We start from the raw sequence: 16,153 nt of genomic DNA, 5'->3' as shown, positions 1-16,153 counted from the left end.
GGGTTCCTGAGGGGGCCCTGCGCCGAAAGAGGAGCAGGGCGGTGCAGTCTCTCGGATCAGAAGCGCAGGTTGGCGGTGAGCATGGCCGCGTGCGGCGTGCCGGGGGTGTAACGGTAGCCGCTCTTGTTGATCGCCGCGACGTAGTCCTTGTCGAACAGGTTGTACAGGTTCAACTGCAGGTCGACGTGCTTGTTGACCGGGTAGCTGGCCATGGCGTCGAACACCCAGTACGCCTCGGTGTAGGCCGGCGTGCCGACCGCCCCGTCGGTACCGCGCTTCATCTCGCCGGCGTAGCGGGCGCCACCGCCGATGGTGAGGTTGAACGGCAGGTGATAGGTGGTCCACGCGGTGAACGCGCTCTTCGGCGTGTAGGCCAGGTCACTGGAGCCATCGTTGGCCACGGCTTTGCCGGTGAGCACCTTGGCGTCCATGATGGTGTAGCCGGCGCTGGCCGCCCAGTTGTCGCTGAGCTTGCCGACCGCGCTCAGTTCGATGCCCTGCACGCGCTTCCTGCCGATCTGGTAGTACTGCAGGTCGACCGGGTCCTGCACGAGGTCGTTGCTGACGGTGGTGCGGTACAGCGCGCCGGTCAGCAGCAACTTCTCGCCGAGCAGGTCCCACTTCGTGCCCAGCTCGATCGTGCGCGCCTTCTGCGGGTCGAGGTTCGGGTTGTCGGCGCTGTTGGCGGCGCTGCTGAGAGTGAGCGTGTTGCCGCCCGGAGGTTCCTGCGACACGGCGAAGTTCGCGTAGACGCTGCCGTTGGCGACAGGCTTGTACAGCACGCCGAGTTTGTAGTTGGGCAGGTTGCCGGATTTGCTGCTGTCCACGCCGGGCAGCACGCTGCCGGCCGGCAGGACGCCACAGGCCGGGCCGTTGCGGGCGCCGCAGACCACCATGCTGCTGAAGTCGGTGGTGTAGTGGTCCAGCCGCATGCCGGCGTTGACCTGCCATTGCTCGTTGAACTTCAGCGTATCGAACAGGTAGGCGGCCTCGGTATCGGTCTGGCCCTCGCTATGCGCCCCGGTGCGGCCGTAGACCAGGCCGCTGACGTCGGCGTTCGGGTGGTACAGGTTCGCCGCCGGCCACGCGCTGCCGTTGAGCGCGGCCAAGCCGACCGTGCCGGACTTTTCCCGGGTCAGCTCGATGCCGGCGCTGAGGTTGTGCGTGATGCCGCCGGTGTCGAAATTCGCGGTGACGTTGGTCTGGTTGGTGAGGATGCGATTGGTCTGGTCCTTGAAGGTCGGCAGGCTGCGCGCGATGGTCCAGGTCGAAGGATCGGCGGCGTCCGGGGTGAGCAGGTTGGCGGTATCGCCACGGAACGAGGTCAGCAGGTAGTCCTGGTGCGTGCGGCCCCAGCGCGTGGTGTTGTGCAGGACCACGTCGGGCGAGACGTCGTGTTCGACGATGGCGGTGAACATGTCCGCCTCCACGTCGTCGTGGTCGGCCCTGGTGCCGTAGAAATTCTGCGGGTCGACCATGGCGGCGTCGGTGAGGAACGGACGCGCCGGATCGGGGCTGGTGTAGCCGGGCAGGCCGATGGTGGGCACGCCGCCGTCGGGCAGGTTGTTCTGCCGCACATGCAGGAAGTCGAGATAGACGCGGGTCGGCGTCTTCAGGCCGAACGCCAGCGAGGGGGCGATACCCCAGCGGTCGTTCTCGACCTTGTCGCGTCCCGGCACGCCGCTGTCCTGGCCCATCACGTTGAGGCGGAAGGCGGCGTGCTCGCCCAGCGTCCGGTTCCAGTCGGCAGTGGCGCGCCGGTGCTGGCCGCTGCCGTAACCGATCGAACCGGAGATGCCGTTGCCCAGCTGCGGCTGCTTGCTGACTAGGTTCACCGAGCCGGTGGGCGCGGTGCGGCCGTAGTCGGTGCCGGCCGGACCCTTGGCCACTTCCACCTGCTCCACGTTGAACACGTCGCGCGAGATCGAGCCGAGGTCGCGCACGCCGTCGACGAAGATGCTGCCGGACGTGTCGAAACCGCGCATGTAGATGCTGTCGCCGGTGTTGGTGCTGCCGTTCTCGCCAACATAGAAGGTGCCCACGCCCGGGCTGTTGCGCAGCGCCTCGGTCAGCGTGGTGGCGCCCTGCTGCTGGATCAGCTCCTTGGTGATCACGCTGATGGTCTGCGTGGTGTCCAGCAGCGGCTGGGTGTATTTCGGCGAGGACAGCTTGTCGACGCGGTAGTCGTTGCCGGTGACGGCTTCCACCTTCACGCCCGGCAGGTTCTTGGCGGTGGCGATCTGGGCGTCGGGAGAGGGTGATACGTCGGCGGCTATCGCGGGGTGGACCAGTGCCAGGCCGGTGACCAGCGTCGCGGCTGTCAGCATGCCCGCCGTCGATGGTTGCCTGCGGGAGCCGACGGCGTGTTTGCGCGATTTGATGGATGACATGGGGATTCCGTTGATGGATGTTGCGTGCGTGTCGACAGGGCCTGGCGGGTCTGGCGAATGCAGGTGTTTCGCAATGGCTGGAGGCAGGTTTCGGATGGACCGGGGACGCGGCTGGCTGGCTGCGTGCGTCGCGCGGACCGGCGTGCCCCCGAAGCCCGGCCGATGCGTGGTTACGAAGCGCACCACCGGCCGGCGCAGTTGCATACGATATTTTTAATGAGAATGATTTGCAATACATGAATACAGATTCGCGCTTCCGTGGCGGCGAAACATCGAAGGCCGTTCCACGAAAAAGGCCCCGCATTCGCATGCGGGGCCTTGAGTTCACGCCGCGATGAACTGCGGCGTCGGGTGGTGCCGACTTACCAGATCTTCACCTGCTTGTCGTCCGCACGCACCATCGCGTCGCCCGGCTTGCACTGGAACGCGCTGGCGAAGGCCGGCATGTTCGACGGGGCGCCGATCGCGCGCAGCGAAGCCGGGGCGTGCGGGTCGGTGTTGAGTTGCAGCACGGCCTGCTTCTCGCGGATGGAACCACGCCACACGCGGGCCCAGTTCAGGAAGAAGCGCTGGTCCTGGGTGTAGCCATCGATCTGCTTGCCGGCTTCCTCGGGATTCTTCTTCAGCGCGACCTGCAGTGCGTCGTAGGCCGCGTTCAGGCCACCCAGGTCGCCGATGTTCTCGCCCAGGGTCAGCTTGCCGTTGACGTGCGCATCCGGCTTGTCCTTGATCGGCGTGTAGGCGTCGAACTGGGCGACCAGCTTGTCGGTGCGCGCGTCGAACTTCTCGCGGTCGGCCTTGCTCCACCAGTTGACGTTGTTGCCGGCGCCGTCGAACTGGCTGCCTTCGTCGTCGAAACCGTGGCTGGCCTCGTGGCCGATCACCGCGCCGATGCCGCCGTAGTTGATCCCGTCGTCGGCCTTGGCATCGAAGAACGGCGGCTGCAGGATCGCGGCCGGGAAGTTGATCGTGTTGTCGGTCGGGTTGTAGTACGCATTGACCGTCTGCGGGGTCATGCCCCATTCCTTGCGGTCGGTCGGCTTGCCGATCTTGGCGATGTCGTAGTCGTAGTTGAACTTCGCCGCGGCCATCACGTTGCCGTAGTAGTTGTCACCGGTGACGTTCAGGCCCGACCAGTCGCGCCACTTGTCCGGATAGCCGATCTTCGGCAGGAACGTATCCCATTTGGCGATCGCCTTGGTCTTCGTCTCGTCGCTCATCCAGTCGAGGTTCTGGATGCGCGCCTTCAGTGCGTTGCGCACGTTGTCGACCAGTTCCTGCGCGCGCGCCTTCGCTTCGGGCTTGAACATCTCGGCCACGTACAGCTGGCCCAGCGCCTCGCCCATCGAGCCGTTGACGGCACCCAGCACGCGCTTCCAGCGGGCCTTCTGTTCCGGCTGGCCGGACAGGGTCTTGCCGTAGAACGCGAACTTGTTGTCCTGGAAGTTCTTGCCCAGGTAGTTGGAGGCGTCGTCGATGGTGTGGAAGCGCAGGTACGCCTGCCACTGGGCGATCGGTGCCTTGGCGAGCAGCTTGTCGAACTCGGCGAAGAACTTCGGTTGCGACAGCGAGAAGCCCTTGTCCACGGTCACGCCCTGGGCGACGAAGAATTTCTCCCAGCTGAAGTGCGGGGTGGCCCGATCGGCGTCCTTGACGCTGACGAAGTGGTACTGGTTCTTCGGGTCGCGTTCGTCGACGCGGCTCAGCGACGCGGCGGCCAGCTGGGTTTCGAAGGCCAGCACGTCGGCAGCCTGCTTCTTGGCGTCGGCCTCGGCCACGCCGGTCAGCTCAAGCGCCTTGGCGATGTAGTCGACGTAGGCGTCGCGGATGTCCTTGTACTTGGCGTCGCTGTAGTAATCCTTGGTCGGCAAGCCCAGGCCGGCTTCGTTGGCGTACGCGATCTGCATGTCGGCGTGCTGGAAGTCGGCGCCGGAGCCGAACGCGAACACCTGGCCGTCGCCGCCGACGTAGCTCTTGGTGATGTAGTCGGCCACGTCGCCGCCGTTCTTCAGGCCGGCGATGGCGTCGAGCTTCGGCTTGATCGGATCGAATCCGGCCTTCTCGATCGCCGCTTCGTCCATGCCGGACTGGAACAGCAAGCCGATCTTCTGCTCGATCGAACCGGCCTTGGCCGTGGCGGCGCCCTTGGCGGCCTTGTCGACGATGTCGTGCTGGGTGTTCAGGCTGGCCTCGGCCAGCTGGTCGAACGCGCCCCAGCGGGTGCGATCGGCCGGGATCGGGTTGGCGGCCACCCACTTGGCGTTGACGAAGCCGTTGAAGTCCTGGCAGGCCAGCGCGCTGTCACCGAGTTCGCTGACGTCGAAAATGCTCTTGCCCAGATCGGCGGCAGCGGTGGTGCTGCTGGCGGCCGGGGCGGTGCTGGCGGTGCCGGCCGGCGCGTTGGCGGCCGGTTCCTGCTTGCCGCAGGCGCCCAGCGTCAGGGCGGCGCTTACGGCCAGTGCCAGCGCCAGGGGCTTCAGATACTGCTTGGTCATGGATTTCCCTCTGTGGATGATGGGTGGTGTCGTCTGGCCGCGCCGTCGGGTCCCCCCCCGGAACGCGGGCATGGCCGTTCACGCTAGGTCAAACGTCATGGGTGGCACAGTGTCAAAGGTCAGGGGTGCCGTGGCCGCCGGTGGACTGGACAGGCGCCGACACATGCTGCAGCTGTGCGGCGTCCAGGCGCAGCACGGGGTAGGCGCCGACGTGCTGGGCGGCGTACCAGGGCGAGCGTTCGAAGAAGAACATCAGCCGGGCGCGGGAGTCGGCGGCGAACGCGGGATCGTCATGCAGCTTCTGCGCGAACGCGGCCTTCAGCGCCGGGTCCTTGGCCAGCATCTCGCGCGCCAGCCGTTCCACCACGCGCGGTTCGCCGTATTCCTTGGCCTCGAACACCGCATCGAGGTAGCCCCAGCGCAGCAGCGAGTCCGGCGCCTGCGGTTCGAGCAGCTCGATCGCCACGTTGGCGGCGCGCTGGTCCAGCGGCACGATCGCCGAGCCGGCTGGCAGGGTCACCTCGCGCGGCACGGCGTGCAGGGTGAAGTCGCGCAGCATCAGGTGGCCTTCGAACGGCCGGCTGGCCCAGGCCGGGTCGTCGAGCTGGTAGCCCTCGGCACGGAGCGTCTGCGCTCGTTCGGTGCGCCGGTAGCGGATACCGTGGGCGTCGAGCCTGTCGATGATCGCGGTCCATGGCGCCGGCACCACGTACGCGGCCGGTGGGGCGATCGACAGGTCCGGCAGCAGGCCGTTCCAGTTGTCGATCGTGTAGTTCTTCGGCTGGCCGGGGTCGTAGCGGATCCACTCGCTGTTGGAAATGTCGCTGTGGCTCAGCGTGAACGCGTAGCCCTTGAGTTCGAAGATCGTCGGTTGCGGATCGGGCTTGAAGGTCAGCGCCACGCGCGCGTTCGCATCACGGGCGCGGGCAACGGTGTCGGCATCCGCCTTCGCGGTGGCGGCGAGCAGGGCGGCCGGGTGCGCACCGATCTGTTCCAGCATCAGCTCGACCAAGTCGTAGACGGCCCGCACGCGGTTCGCGTACGGCTTCAGCATGTGCGTCTCGATCAGCAGCGCGGGTCGGTTCTGCAGCGCGGCGTAGCCGGTGGAGAAGCGCGGGCCGGAGCCGAAGTTCACTAGCCCCAAGCGCGGGTCGCGGCCGTCCTTGAACTCCAGGTAGATCGAGGCGAGGTGTCCGCGCTTTTCATATGCGGGTATGGCGTGGTTGACGATCGCGTCGTGCTGCCATGCGCTCACCGCGGGATCGAGCTTGTGCGGGTCTTCGGTGTACCAGGTGAGGTCGTACTGGTAGTCGGCGCCGTCGGTGGTGTGTACGTCGATCAGGAAGTCCGGCAGCCAGCGCTGCCACAGCTTCAGCCATGCGCGCATTTCCGGCGCATCGGCTTTCACATAGTCGCGGTTGAGGTTGAGGTATTGCGACTGGCCGCGGAAGCCCATGCTGTCCGGGCCGTTCTGGTTGATGCGGTGGTACGGCGAAGCATTCTCGTGGCCGTCCACGCTGAACACCGGGATGTAGACCAGCACCGCATGGTCGAGCAGGTGCGGGTACTTGCCGGTGACCGCGATATCGCGCAGCAACATCAACCCGGCGTCCTTGCCCTCGATCTCGCCGGGGTGGATGCCGGCCTGCAGCAGCACGACGGGTTTGTGCGCGGCGCGCGCGGCGGCCGGATCGAACGTGCCGTCGCCACTGGCGATCACCACCGTCATCGGCCGGCCTTCGGGTGTGCTGCCGAAAGTTTCCAGATGGATTACGCCCGGCGCGGCCCGCTGCAGCCGCCGCAGATAACCGAGCGTGTCGGCGTAGCTGGGCGTGGTGCGGAACTGGGCGGCTTCGGCCGGGGTGGTCCAGTCGGTCGCATCTGGGCCAGCCGCATGTGCGGACGTGGCGGCAATACCAAACAGGAGGGACAGCAGCACGCGGCGCAGGCTCATGCAGGGTTCCCGGTTTCGTCGCGGCGCGGCAGCGCAGGCGAGGCGGGCAGCGTATCGGGCGCCACCGCGCCGCCGGAAATGATGAAGGCCATGGCCTGGTCCATCGTCCAGTCGGTCGGCGTGAGTTCGTCCAGCGGCACCACTTCCAGATAACCGCCGGTGGGATTCGGCGTGGTCGGTATGTACACCGCCGCCATCTCGCGACCGCTGCCTTCCTCGATCATCACCCGCGTGACGAAGCCCACCACCTTCATGCCGCGGCGCGGGAAATCCACCAGTACCACGCGCTGCACCCCGGACGGCTTGTTCTGCAGCACCGCCATCAGCTTCTTGGTGCCGCCGTAGATCGTCTGCACCAGAGGAATGCGCGCGAGCAAGCCGTCGAACGCATTGATGAAACGCTGGCCGATCACCCGGTTCGCCACGAAGCCGAGCAGGTAAAGCGCGCCCAGCGTGATCACCAGCGCGACGATGAAGACCAGCCACTCCATCTTGAGCGACTCGGCCGTATGCGGCGCCACCAGCGCCAGGCCGTTCAGCAGTGCGGCGACCAGCGGCGCGCCGATGCCGGCCAGCATGCCCAGCACGAACTTGAACACCAGCCAGGTCACCCACAACGGAATGAAGGTGAGCAGGCCGGTGAGGAGGTAGCGTTTGACGCGCAGGCGGGGCATGAAGTGGTCCGGAATATGGAGGGCCTTCGCATTGTAGGCGACGGTGGTGCTCATCCGGCACGTGCGCTACAGCCCATTTGTCCCGGCTCTGTCTGGGGAGATTTGGCAATGGATGACTCGTTTCACCCTTGGTGATTCGCCCATCGACTACCATTCCGCCATCTTGGAGGTTTCACCATGACCATTTGCACCATCGGATACGAGGGGCTCGATATCCAGGCCTTTTTGTCGCTGCTCATCAAGTATGGCGTTCGTACCGTCGTCGACATACGCGAGCTGCCACTGTCCCGCAAGCCGGGTTTTTCCAAGCGAGGGTTGTCGGACATCCTCGCTGATTCTGGACTCGACTATGTCCACATGGTCCAGCTTGGTTGCCCGAAAGAAGTGAGAGATCGCTACAAGAAAGACGGAAGCTGGAAGCAGTACACCAAAGGCTTTCTCCAGTACCTGGATGGGCAAGGCGACGCGCTTGAAGAACTTGCGGCGGCAGCCGCGGAGTCGCGATGCGCACTTTTGTGCTTTGAGGCCGATTACACCCGCTGCCATCGATCGTTCGTGGCGGACGCACTGCATGAACGGTTCGACATCGACGTACAGCACATCGATGTGGCCGAGGCTAAAAAAGGGAAGCCTGGCCGCCCGCTTGCGGCGGCAGCTTAGGTGGATAGATGAGGCTGACGATGAGCCATTGATGTTGAAAGCGGTGCTGGTTGCCCATCAGAAACATCAGGTCTTTTCCAATCAGGTCGTGCTCCAGCTTTGCGCGGAAAGGCTGCTCCCAGTTATCGCCATGGCTCTGGCGGCACCTCCAGAAGAGGGCGCCTGCTTCCCAGTCGATGATCTTTTGACTGTATTCGCGTTCACCGTCGGGCGTGCTGTAGATGCACCGGTAGTAGAAGTCGAAAGGAACCTTGCGCAACTGGCGCATTTCTCGTTGAACTTCCGCTTCTGAAAACAGATCGCCCTGCATAAGTTCGCGTGTCAGCTTTTCCCTTTCTTCACGGGTCCAGTCCGTGTGACGCGCGGAGATGATGTCCAGCCCAAGAACCTGGCGAGGCCGTAGCAGCGCAAGGGATATACCTTCACTGAGGCGTGCCGCGTCCATCGCTTCGGGGTTGTCGAAAGTCGGTATTTTTTCCAGCCACGGCCGTCTCTCCGCCCAACCGCGCCTGGTGTCGATCTGCTCGCCGCAAACGATGTCGTCGACGTAGACCTTGTGACTTTCTGGGCGGTGATCCCTGATCGCCTTTTCGACACGCAGCTCGACCCATTGCCATTTTTTGAATTTCTGGCTTTCTTCGATGAGCCGGAACGGCACCGGATAGAGCCTGCGCATGCACCCGTGCTCGGATATCCCTGCCACACAGGACGTCTCAACGTACTGGACGCTCGGAGACGGATAGGTCTTTGCCAAGATCAAGATGCGTTCAATCCTTGTAAGCGCCATCGCAGTTCCCCCTTGGGTTGATTCCGTCATTCAGTCCAAACGTTTCTTGTTCACCTGGTCTTCTGCTGATCGTGTTCCGGGATGTCGCTACTTTACGCGGGGCTTGCCGGCTTATTGCCCACAGCGGTCTCGTTAATATTCACACATACCGCAACCGCTCCACCGCAAACGCGCCATCGGTGTCGAGCCTTTCGCCCAGCTTGCGCAGGTGGTTGACACTCTGCAACTGGTAGCCAGCGAAGTGTGGATGGCCGACCTGGCGTACTACCAGAGCGTGCGCGAGGCGGCCCACCACGGCCGTGACGGCGCGCAGGACGTGTACGACGACCTGCGCCAGCGCTTCCCCGGCCCCCGCGGCAGCCGCGTGGTGCCGGAGCCGGCTGCGGCCTGAGTCGCGACCCTCGGCGGGGCGGTGGTCAACCGCCCCGTCGAGGTTCGCCACGTCCCGGTCGAGGTTCGCTACCTCCCTGACGACCTGCGGAACCGACCGCTGCCGTGCCGCATGTTCTGTGATTTTTTTCCGTACCCTGCGAATCATGGGGTGAACCGCGGGGAAGCAGGCGTCCATGACCGGCAGACAACATCAGCAACGTTTCGAGTCATTGCTGCACGAGCATCGCCGGATCGTGTTCAAGGTGGCTGGCCTGTACAGCCGCGGCGCGGCCGATCGCGACGACCTGGTGCAGGAGATCAGCGCGCAGCTGTGGCGTTCGTTCGGCGGCTACGACCCGGCGCGGGCGAAGTTTTCCACCTGGATGTATCGCATCGCGCTGAACGTGGCGATCTCGCAGGCGCGGCGCTGGCCCGATGCCGACCGTTTCGAGCCGTTGGACACGCATCACCTGGAAACCGTCGGCGGTGGCGAACCGATCGCGGAACAGGACGAGCGGCTGACTGCGCTGTACGCCGTCATCGGCCAGCTCGATCCGCTGAACCGCGCGCTGATCCTGCTGTACCTGGAAGACCGCAGCTACACCGAGATCGCCGACGTGCTCGGCATCAGCGAAACCAACGTGGCGACCAAGCTCGGTCGCATCAAGCAAAAACTGCGCGGCCGGATGACCGGCGCGGTAACCACCGTGAGGGCATGACGATGGAACTGGATGACTTCAAGCAGGCTTGGCAGGGGCTCGACCGTCGGCTGGAACGGCAGGAGGCGCTGCAGCTGAGCATGTTCCGCGATGGCAAGCTGGACAAGGTCCGTCGGGGTCTGCGTCCGCTGGCCTGGGGTCAGGCGATCCAGTTGGCTCTTGGTGTGATCTTTGCTGCGTGGGGAGGGGCGTTCTTGGCGGATCATCGGCAGGCTCCGCACCTGCTGATCTGCGGTTTGCTAGTGAATGCCTGCGGCTTGCTTTTCATCGTTTCCGCCGCACGCAACCTGTATCTGATCCAGCGCATCGACTATGCGGCGCCCGTGGTCGAGATCCAACATCGGCTCGCCGATCTGCATGCCTGGCGTCTGTGCGTCGAGGCGCCGGCAAACGCGGTGGTCGCCTGCTTCATCTGGATTCCCGTACTGTGGATGAGCTTGGCTGAGCACGGCTTCGATCTGTGGACATACGACAAGGCCGCCTTCCTGCTTTGGTCGCTATCGAGCAGCGTGATTGGGCTGGTGATGGTCGTGCTGGCGGTCCGGCTCATGCGCCGCCTGGGGCATGCCCGCGCGCTGGAGGACAGCGCGGTCGGTCGCAGCGTGCGAAACGCCGAAGCCGTACTCAGGGAGATCGCCCGTTTCGAACGGGACTAGGTCGACAGCGGTGAGGTTACGCGCGCTTTCGGCTTCAGCCGCACGTAGATCTGCTTGCGCACGATCGCGATGACTTCGCCGGAGGCGGTCTTCACTTCGGTCTCGAACCAGCGCAGCACTTTTTCGCCGCCGGCAGCCGCCGCGCGCAGTTCGTCGACCACGGCCGGCTCCAGCCTGAAATGCGCGTAGACATCCTCGCGGCCGGGTGCCACGAAGTCGATCGTGCCGGCCTTGTCCCATACGTAGTAGTCGTTGCCGAGCTGGTGCATCGCCAGCAGCATCCAGAACGGGTCGACCATCGCGAACAGGTTGCCGCCGAACTGGCTACGCACGTAGTTGCGGTTCCACGGGCGCAGCCGCAGCACCACCTTCGCCTCGCTGTAGTCGTCGCTGAGCGACTGCACGCGGATCGCGTTGATCAGGAACGGCGGCCACAAGTTGAGCAGCCGGCGGAAGGTGGAGGCGCGCATGCGGACTCGTCAGGCAGGAGATGGAGAAATCTTACCCGAACGTACGCGAAGGTATGGATTCAGCCTTCCGTAGGGCGGACACCGTCCGCCGCTTTTCGTATCGCCGCAGAGCGAAAGCCGGCGGGCAGTGCCCGCCCTACGCTCCCGCGCGTCAAGGGGCCAGATCAGAACAGCAACGAAGCCATCCGCCGCCGGTAGCGGCCCACCAGCTCGGCATCGTCGAGCGTGGCGAAGGCGGCGAGCAGACGCTTCTTCGCCTGGCCGTCGTTCCAGTCTCGGGCTTTCTGCAGGATCACCAGGAATTGCTCGAGGCCGGCGTCGGCGTCGCCTTCCAGCAGCAGGCGCACGCCGAGCTGGTCGCGCGCGGCCCAGTCGCTGTCGTCGGCCTGCACGCGCTGCTGCAGCTCGGCGAGGGCGGGCGCGTCTTTCAGTGCGTGGGCCAGATCCAGTTCGCTGCGCAGGCGCACGGCGCGGGCGTCGGTGGCCAGGTTCGCCGGCAGGGCGGCGAGTTCCGCCTCGGCGGCGGCGATCTGGCCGGCATGCATCAGCGCCAGCGCCAGGTCGAGTTTGAGTCCGGGTTGGTCCGGCCCGGTGGCGATCGCCTGCTGCAGCCGGTTGATCGCCTGCTCCGGGGTTTCCTGCACGGCTTCCTCTTCGGCGGGTTCGGCGGGCGCCTCCAGCGGCTGCACGTGACGCGACAGGAACTCGCGCAACTGGCTTTCCGGCAGCACGCCGGCGAAGCCGTCGAGCACCTGGCCGTCCTTCACCAGCACCACGGTGGGAATGCTGCGGATGCCGAACATGCCGGCCAGTTCCTGCTGGGTGTCCACGTCGACCTTGCCCAGCCGGAACGCGCCGTTGTATTCGGCGGCGAGTTTCTCCAGCATCGGGCCGAGCGTCTTGCACGGCTCGCACCAGGTGGCCCAGAAGTCCACCAGCACCGGCGTGGTCAGCGAAGCTTGCAGGACGTCGGCTTCGAAGCTCTGCTGGTCCACGTCGAAGACATGGGAAACGGTGGCGGCATCGGTCACGGGAAACTCCAGCTCGGCAGGTGCCGGTTCAGATCGGGGCGTCGCCCAGCATATCAAGCGGCGCGTTCACGATAGACTTGCGAGAATCCACGGAACGTCACGCCGAAGCAAGGCACCGGCTGCATGGGCATGAGCTCACCTGAAGCGCTGTTGATCTGCGAGCACTGCGACACGGTCTACCGCCGGCGCACGCTGACGCGCGGCGACGTGGCGCGCTGCGCACGCTGCGAGGCGGAGCTGGAGCGTCACCACGCGCTGAGCGTGAACGCGATGCTGGCGCTGATCCTGACCGCGATGATCGTGTTCGTGCAGGCGAACATGTGGCCGATCGTGACACTGGGCCTGAGCGGCCAGCAGAGCAGCACCACGCTGTGGGGCATGATCCTCGCGATGTGGCGCGAGCAGGCCCAGGTCGTCTCGGTGCTGGTCGCCGCCACGCTGTTCTTCTTCCCGCTGCTGAAGATGCTGCTGCTGGGCTGGCTGCTGTGGTTCGCCCGGGCCGGGCGGCGCGCGCCGGGCTTCGTGCGGCTGATGGTGATCCTGCATTACCTCGGGCCGTGGACGATGAGCGAGGTGTTCGTGCTGGGCGCGCTGGTGGCGATCGTCAAGGCGCACACCTATTTCGACGTGACGCCGGACCCAGGCATCTACGCGTACGCGGCGCTGACCCTGCTGATCACCATCTTCGCCGGCGTGGACCTGCGCCGGCTGTGGGACGATGTGCCGGAGGGCGCTGCGTGAGCGCGCTGCCGCGCGCCAGCGAACTCGGCCTGATCGCCTGCACGGTATGCGGGCTGGTGTGCCGCAACGTGCCCGGCGACGCGCGACTGGATGGCGACGGCGTGGGTGACGACATGGCGTGCCCGCGCTGCGGCACCACCCTGCATCGGCGCAAGCCGAACAGCTATGTACGAACCTGGGCGCTGCTGATCGCCGCGTTCATCCTGTACATCCCGGCCAATGTGCTGCCGATCATGCGCACCGCCAGCCTCAACGACGTGGACGACAACACCATCATCAGCGGCGTGGTCGAATTGTGGCGCGCCGGTTCTCCGAACCTGGCGGTCATCGTGTTCACTGCCAGCATCGTGGTGCCGGTGCTGAAGTTCCTCGCGCTGGGCACCTTGCTGGTGAGCAGCCAGCAAGGCAGCGGCTGGGCGCGGGTGCAACGTGCAAAACTCTATCGGCTGGTCGAGCTGATCGGCTACTGGTCGATGCTGGACGTGTTCGTGGTGGCGTTGCTGACGGCGCTGGTGCGCTTCAGCGTGTTGAGCCTGGTGGAACCGTTGCCCGGCGTGATCTTCTTCGGCCTGACCGTGGTGTTGACCATGCTGGCCTCGATGAGTTTTGACCCCCGCTTGATCTGGGATGGCAAGGATACCGATGACTGACGACAGCCACATCGAACAAGGTCCGCCGGGTAACGGCGAGCTGCCGCGGCCGGTGGTGAAACGGCGCCGCTTCAATGCCTCGCTGATCTGGCTGATCCCGGCGCTGGCGGCGCTGGTCGGCCTGTCGCTGGTGATCAACAACTGGCTGCAGGCCGGGCCGCAGATCACCATCAGCTTCCAGAGCGCCGAGGGGCTGGATGCCGGCAAGACCCCGGTGAAGTACAAGAACGTGGTGATCGGCCGGGTCAACAAGATCCATCTCAGCGGCGACCGCAGCCACGTGCTGGTCAACGTGGCGCTGGAGAAGAGCGCCGAGAGCTTCGCCAGCAAGGACACGCGCTTCTGGGTGGTGCGTCCGCGGATCGGGCTGGGCGGGGTGTCCGGCATCGACACCCTGCTGTCGGGTGCGTTCATCGGCGCCGACGTGGGCAACTCGAACGAGTACGAGGACGAGTTCCAGGGGCTGGAGGCGCCGCCGTCGGTGAACCACGGTGCGCCCGGTCGCAGCTTCACCTTGCACAGCGACGACCTCGGTTCGCTCGATATCGGTTCGCCGGTGTACTACCGGCGCATCCAGGTCGGCCGGGTGGCGTCCTACCAGCTGGACAAGGACGGCAAGGGCGTCTCGCTGCAGATCTTCGTCGACGGCCCCAACGACAAGTTCGTCACCCGCTCCTCGCGCTTCTGGAACGCCAGCGGCGTGGACGTGTCGATCGGTGCGAACGGGCTGAAGCTCAACACGCAATCGCTGGCCACCGTGCTGGCCGGCGGCGTGGCGTTCCAGGATCCGCCCGGGCCGCACGACAGCACGCCGGCGCCGGAGGACAACGAGTACAAGTTGTTCGACGACCAGGTCACGGCGATGGCGCCACCGGACGGCACCCCGCACTACATCCGCATGCGCTTCGAGCAGTCGGTGCGCGGGCTGGCGGTGGATGCGCCGGTGGAGTTCCTCGGCATCAACATCGGCAAGGTGGTGTCGGTGCGGCTCGACTACGACGAGCAGAAGCAGCGCTTCCCGGTGCTGGTCGGCGCGGTGATATACCCGCAGCGTCTGGGCGCCGCCTACGACAAGCTGGAGGCGCTGGCCAAGGCGCACGGGGAGAACCCCGACCTGTCGCAGATGATCGGCCGCCTGGTCGATCACGGCCTGCGTGCGCAGGCGCGCACCGGCAACCTGCTCACCGGCCAGCTGTACGTGGCGCTGGATTTCATACCGAAGACGCCGAAGGTGGCGTTCGACCCGAACGCGAAACCGCTGACCATACCCACCGTGCCGGGCAGCTTCGACAAGCTGCAGGAGCAGATGGCCGGGATCGTCGACAAGCTCGACAAAGTCCCGTTCGACAGCATCGGGCGCAACCTGGACCAGACCCTGGCCGGACTCAATCGCACGCTGAAGCAGGTCAATGGCGAAACCTTGCCGGCGGTCAGGGACACCCTGCACGGCGTGCAGCAGACCATGGGCACGGCGAACGAGGCGCTGGCCGGCGACTCGCCGCTGCAGCAGAACCTGGGCGCCACGCTGGAGCAGGTGCAGCGCATGGCGCGTTCGCTGCGCGTGCTGACCGATTACCTGGGCGGTCATCCGGAGTCGCTGATCCGCGGCCGTCGCGCGGACGCGAAGCCGGCCGGCGTGGAACCCGTCAACGTCACGCCAGCGGCGGTCCAGCCGACGCAAGGGAGCAAGCCATGATTCGTACCGGAAGGCATCTGTGGATCGCGGCGGCCGGCCTGCTGCTGGCGGCGTGCGCCTCGGCGCCGCTGCACTACTACACCTTGGTTGCGCCGGCGGACGAGTCGGCCGAGACGGCGACTCCGCCATCGCCGTCGTTCGAGCTGCTGCCGGTGGGCGTGCCGGCACAGGTCGACCAGCCGCAGCTGGTGGTGCGCGAGGGCGGGCAGGGCGTGGCCCTGCTCGGCAGCGAGCGCTGGATCGCCCCGCTCGGCGACGAGGTGCGCAGCGCGCTGTCGGCCGACCTGGCGCGCGAGCTGCACAGCGCGGACGTCAGCGGCCTGCCCGGCAACGGCAAGCCGCTGCTGCGGATCAAGCTGGACGTGCGCCGGTTCGACTCCGCGCCCGGCAGCTATGCCTCGATCGAGTCCGCCTGGAGCGTGCGCCTGCTGCACGGCACCCAGCCCGCCGCGCTGGCCTGCAGTAGCCGGATCAGCGAGGCGGTGGGGCCGGGCTATCCCGCCCTGGTGCAGGGCCATCAGCGCGCGATCGCCCGGCTGGCGGCGCAGATCGCCACCGCGGCGCGGGCGCTCGGCGGTGGCCAGTCGCCTGCCTGCCCGCCCGGCTGAGAGGCTGTGAGTAAACAGCCTCTCAGCCCGGCCAGGGCGAGGGCAAGGACGCCCGAGTTGAGGCAACGCAGGAGCAGTTGCCCGATGGCCGGAACGCGAAGCAGGCACGCAAGTGCCTGTTTCGCGGGAGCGAGTACGGACATGTGCCGGACTCGCGACTGAATAAATCCACAGGAGGTGGATTTATTCACAAGCTCTGAGGGCCACAAGCTTGGCGCCCGGCCTGCGCTGGGCTAGTCTGACCAGTTCA

At 65.9% G+C, this 16,153-nt stretch carries 15 protein-coding genes; 8 read left to right on the top strand and 7 right to left on the bottom strand.

What is annotated here, in order from left to right; translation table 11 throughout:
* Nucleotides 1-56 precede the first annotated feature (56 nt).
* The 4 genes from ABIE04_RS03265 to ABIE04_RS03250 form a co-directional block, all read right to left on the bottom strand.
* The gene (locus ABIE04_RS03265) at nucleotides 57-2,390 is read right to left on the bottom strand and encodes a catecholate siderophore receptor Fiu (protein ID WP_354547142.1); all 2,334 of its coding nucleotides are present in this window, start codon (nucleotides 2,388-2,390) and stop codon (nucleotides 57-59) included.
* A 362-nt stretch (nucleotides 2,391-2,752) separates the two neighbouring features.
* On the bottom strand, nucleotides 2,753-4,885 hold the full coding sequence (locus ABIE04_RS03260) for a M13 family metallopeptidase (protein ID WP_354547141.1): 2,133 nt from the start codon (nucleotides 4,883-4,885) through the stop codon (nucleotides 2,753-2,755).
* Nucleotides 4,886-4,997: 112 nt separating this feature from the next.
* Nucleotides 4,998-6,839 (bottom strand): M14 family metallopeptidase, encoded by a 1,842-nt coding sequence (locus ABIE04_RS03255; RefSeq protein ID WP_354547140.1) that lies wholly within the window; start codon nucleotides 6,837-6,839, stop codon nucleotides 4,998-5,000.
* Nucleotides 6,836-7,513 (bottom strand): DUF502 domain-containing protein, encoded by a 678-nt coding sequence (locus ABIE04_RS03250; RefSeq protein ID WP_354547139.1) that lies wholly within the window; start codon nucleotides 7,511-7,513, stop codon nucleotides 6,836-6,838. Before ABIE04_RS03250 ends, ABIE04_RS03255 begins: the two co-directional genes overlap by 4 nt.
* A gap of 177 nt (nucleotides 7,514-7,690) precedes the next feature.
* Between ABIE04_RS03250 and ABIE04_RS03245 the strand changes: the two genes are divergently transcribed.
* Nucleotides 7,691-8,173, top strand: coding sequence for a DUF488 domain-containing protein (locus ABIE04_RS03245; RefSeq protein ID WP_354547138.1), 483 nt, complete (start codon nucleotides 7,691-7,693; stop codon nucleotides 8,171-8,173).
* On the opposite strand, the gene ABIE04_RS03240 is transcribed toward ABIE04_RS03245, so the two are convergent.
* Nucleotides 8,130-8,849 carry a hypothetical protein gene (locus tag ABIE04_RS03240; RefSeq protein ID WP_354547137.1) on the bottom strand — a complete coding sequence of 240 codons (720 nt, stop codon included), beginning with the start codon at nucleotides 8,847-8,849 and terminating at the stop codon, nucleotides 8,130-8,132. The two genes, ABIE04_RS03245 and ABIE04_RS03240, sit on opposite strands and share 44 nt — an antisense overlap.
* Nucleotides 8,850-9,168: 319 nt before the next feature.
* Between ABIE04_RS03240 and ABIE04_RS03235 the strand changes: the two genes are divergently transcribed.
* From ABIE04_RS03235 to ABIE04_RS03225, 3 genes are all read left to right on the top strand, one after another.
* On the top strand, nucleotides 9,169-9,351 hold the full coding sequence (locus ABIE04_RS03235; RefSeq protein ID WP_354547136.1) for a hypothetical protein: 183 nt from the start codon (nucleotides 9,169-9,171) through the stop codon (nucleotides 9,349-9,351).
* A gap of 175 nt (nucleotides 9,352-9,526) precedes the next feature.
* A complete protein-coding gene (locus ABIE04_RS03230) occupies nucleotides 9,527-10,051 on the top strand; it encodes an RNA polymerase sigma factor (protein WP_354547135.1) in 525 nt (174 codons plus the stop codon).
* On the top strand, nucleotides 10,048-10,707 hold the full coding sequence (locus ABIE04_RS03225; RefSeq protein ID WP_354547134.1) for a hypothetical protein: 660 nt from the start codon (nucleotides 10,048-10,050) through the stop codon (nucleotides 10,705-10,707). Before ABIE04_RS03230 ends, ABIE04_RS03225 begins: the two co-directional genes overlap by 4 nt.
* Here the strand turns inward: ABIE04_RS03225 and ABIE04_RS03220 are convergent.
* Entirely contained in the window at nucleotides 10,704-11,177 is a 474-nt protein-coding gene (locus ABIE04_RS03220) for a DUF4442 domain-containing protein (RefSeq protein ID WP_354547133.1), read from the bottom strand. The genes ABIE04_RS03225 and ABIE04_RS03220 overlap by 4 nt on opposite strands.
* Before the next feature lie 164 nt (nucleotides 11,178-11,341).
* Complete coding sequence (gene trxA, locus ABIE04_RS03215; RefSeq protein ID WP_354547132.1) at nucleotides 11,342-12,208, bottom strand: thioredoxin; 867 nt, start codon at nucleotides 12,206-12,208, stop codon at nucleotides 11,342-11,344.
* A 123-nt stretch (nucleotides 12,209-12,331) separates the two neighbouring features.
* Between trxA and ABIE04_RS03210 the strand changes: the two genes are divergently transcribed.
* The 4 genes from ABIE04_RS03210 to ABIE04_RS03195 are packed head-to-tail and all read left to right on the top strand — an operon-like array spanning nucleotide 12,332 to nucleotide 15,903.
* On the top strand, nucleotides 12,332-12,949 hold the full coding sequence (locus ABIE04_RS03210; RefSeq protein WP_354547131.1) for a paraquat-inducible protein A: 618 nt from the start codon (nucleotides 12,332-12,334) through the stop codon (nucleotides 12,947-12,949).
* Nucleotides 12,946-13,599, top strand: a complete 654-nt coding sequence (locus ABIE04_RS03205) for a paraquat-inducible protein A (RefSeq protein WP_354547130.1) — start codon at nucleotides 12,946-12,948, stop codon at nucleotides 13,597-13,599. The genes ABIE04_RS03210 and ABIE04_RS03205 overlap by 4 nt, the downstream gene beginning before the upstream one ends.
* On the top strand, nucleotides 13,592-15,295 hold the full coding sequence (locus ABIE04_RS03200; RefSeq protein ID WP_354547129.1) for an intermembrane transport protein PqiB: 1,704 nt from the start codon (nucleotides 13,592-13,594) through the stop codon (nucleotides 15,293-15,295). Before ABIE04_RS03205 ends, ABIE04_RS03200 begins: the two co-directional genes overlap by 8 nt.
* Nucleotides 15,292-15,903 carry a PqiC family protein gene (locus tag ABIE04_RS03195; protein WP_354547128.1) on the top strand — a complete coding sequence of 204 codons (612 nt, stop codon included), beginning with the start codon at nucleotides 15,292-15,294 and terminating at the stop codon, nucleotides 15,901-15,903. The genes ABIE04_RS03200 and ABIE04_RS03195 overlap by 4 nt, the downstream gene beginning before the upstream one ends.
* Nucleotides 15,904-16,153: the final 250 nt, after the last annotated feature.

This window comes from Rhodanobacter soli (assembly GCF_040548735.1).
GTDB classification, from domain to species: domain Bacteria; phylum Pseudomonadota; class Gammaproteobacteria; order Xanthomonadales; family Rhodanobacteraceae; genus Rhodanobacter; species Rhodanobacter soli_A.
This window is presented reverse-complemented; position numbering and strand designations above follow the sequence as displayed.

Coding starts and splice junctions, on each gene's coding strand:
- ABIE04_RS03250 (WP_354547139.1), bottom strand. CDS start 7,513: ATGCCCCGCCTGCGCGTCAAACGCTACCTCCTCACCGGCCTGCTCACC.
- ABIE04_RS03255 (WP_354547140.1), bottom strand. CDS start 6,839: ATGAGCCTGCGCCGCGTGCTGCTGTCCCTCCTGTTTGGTATTGCCGCC.
- ABIE04_RS03245 (WP_354547138.1), top strand. CDS start 7,691: ATGACCATTTGCACCATCGGATACGAGGGGCTCGATATCCAGGCCTTT.
- ABIE04_RS03210 (WP_354547131.1), top strand. CDS start 12,332: ATGGGCATGAGCTCACCTGAAGCGCTGTTGATCTGCGAGCACTGCGAC.
- ABIE04_RS03260 (WP_354547141.1), bottom strand. CDS start 4,885: ATGACCAAGCAGTATCTGAAGCCCCTGGCGCTGGCACTGGCCGTAAGC.
- ABIE04_RS03225 (WP_354547134.1), top strand. CDS start 10,048: ATGACGATGGAACTGGATGACTTCAAGCAGGCTTGGCAGGGGCTCGAC.
- ABIE04_RS03230 (WP_354547135.1), top strand. CDS start 9,527: ATGACCGGCAGACAACATCAGCAACGTTTCGAGTCATTGCTGCACGAG.
- ABIE04_RS03265 (WP_354547142.1), bottom strand. CDS start 2,390: ATGTCATCCATCAAATCGCGCAAACACGCCGTCGGCTCCCGCAGGCAA.
- ABIE04_RS03220 (WP_354547133.1), bottom strand. CDS start 11,177: ATGCGCGCCTCCACCTTCCGCCGGCTGCTCAACTTGTGGCCGCCGTTC.
- ABIE04_RS03200 (WP_354547129.1), top strand. CDS start 13,592: ATGACTGACGACAGCCACATCGAACAAGGTCCGCCGGGTAACGGCGAG.
- ABIE04_RS03195 (WP_354547128.1), top strand. CDS start 15,292: ATGATTCGTACCGGAAGGCATCTGTGGATCGCGGCGGCCGGCCTGCTG.
- ABIE04_RS03240 (WP_354547137.1), bottom strand. CDS start 8,849: ATGCGCAGGCTCTATCCGGTGCCGTTCCGGCTCATCGAAGAAAGCCAG.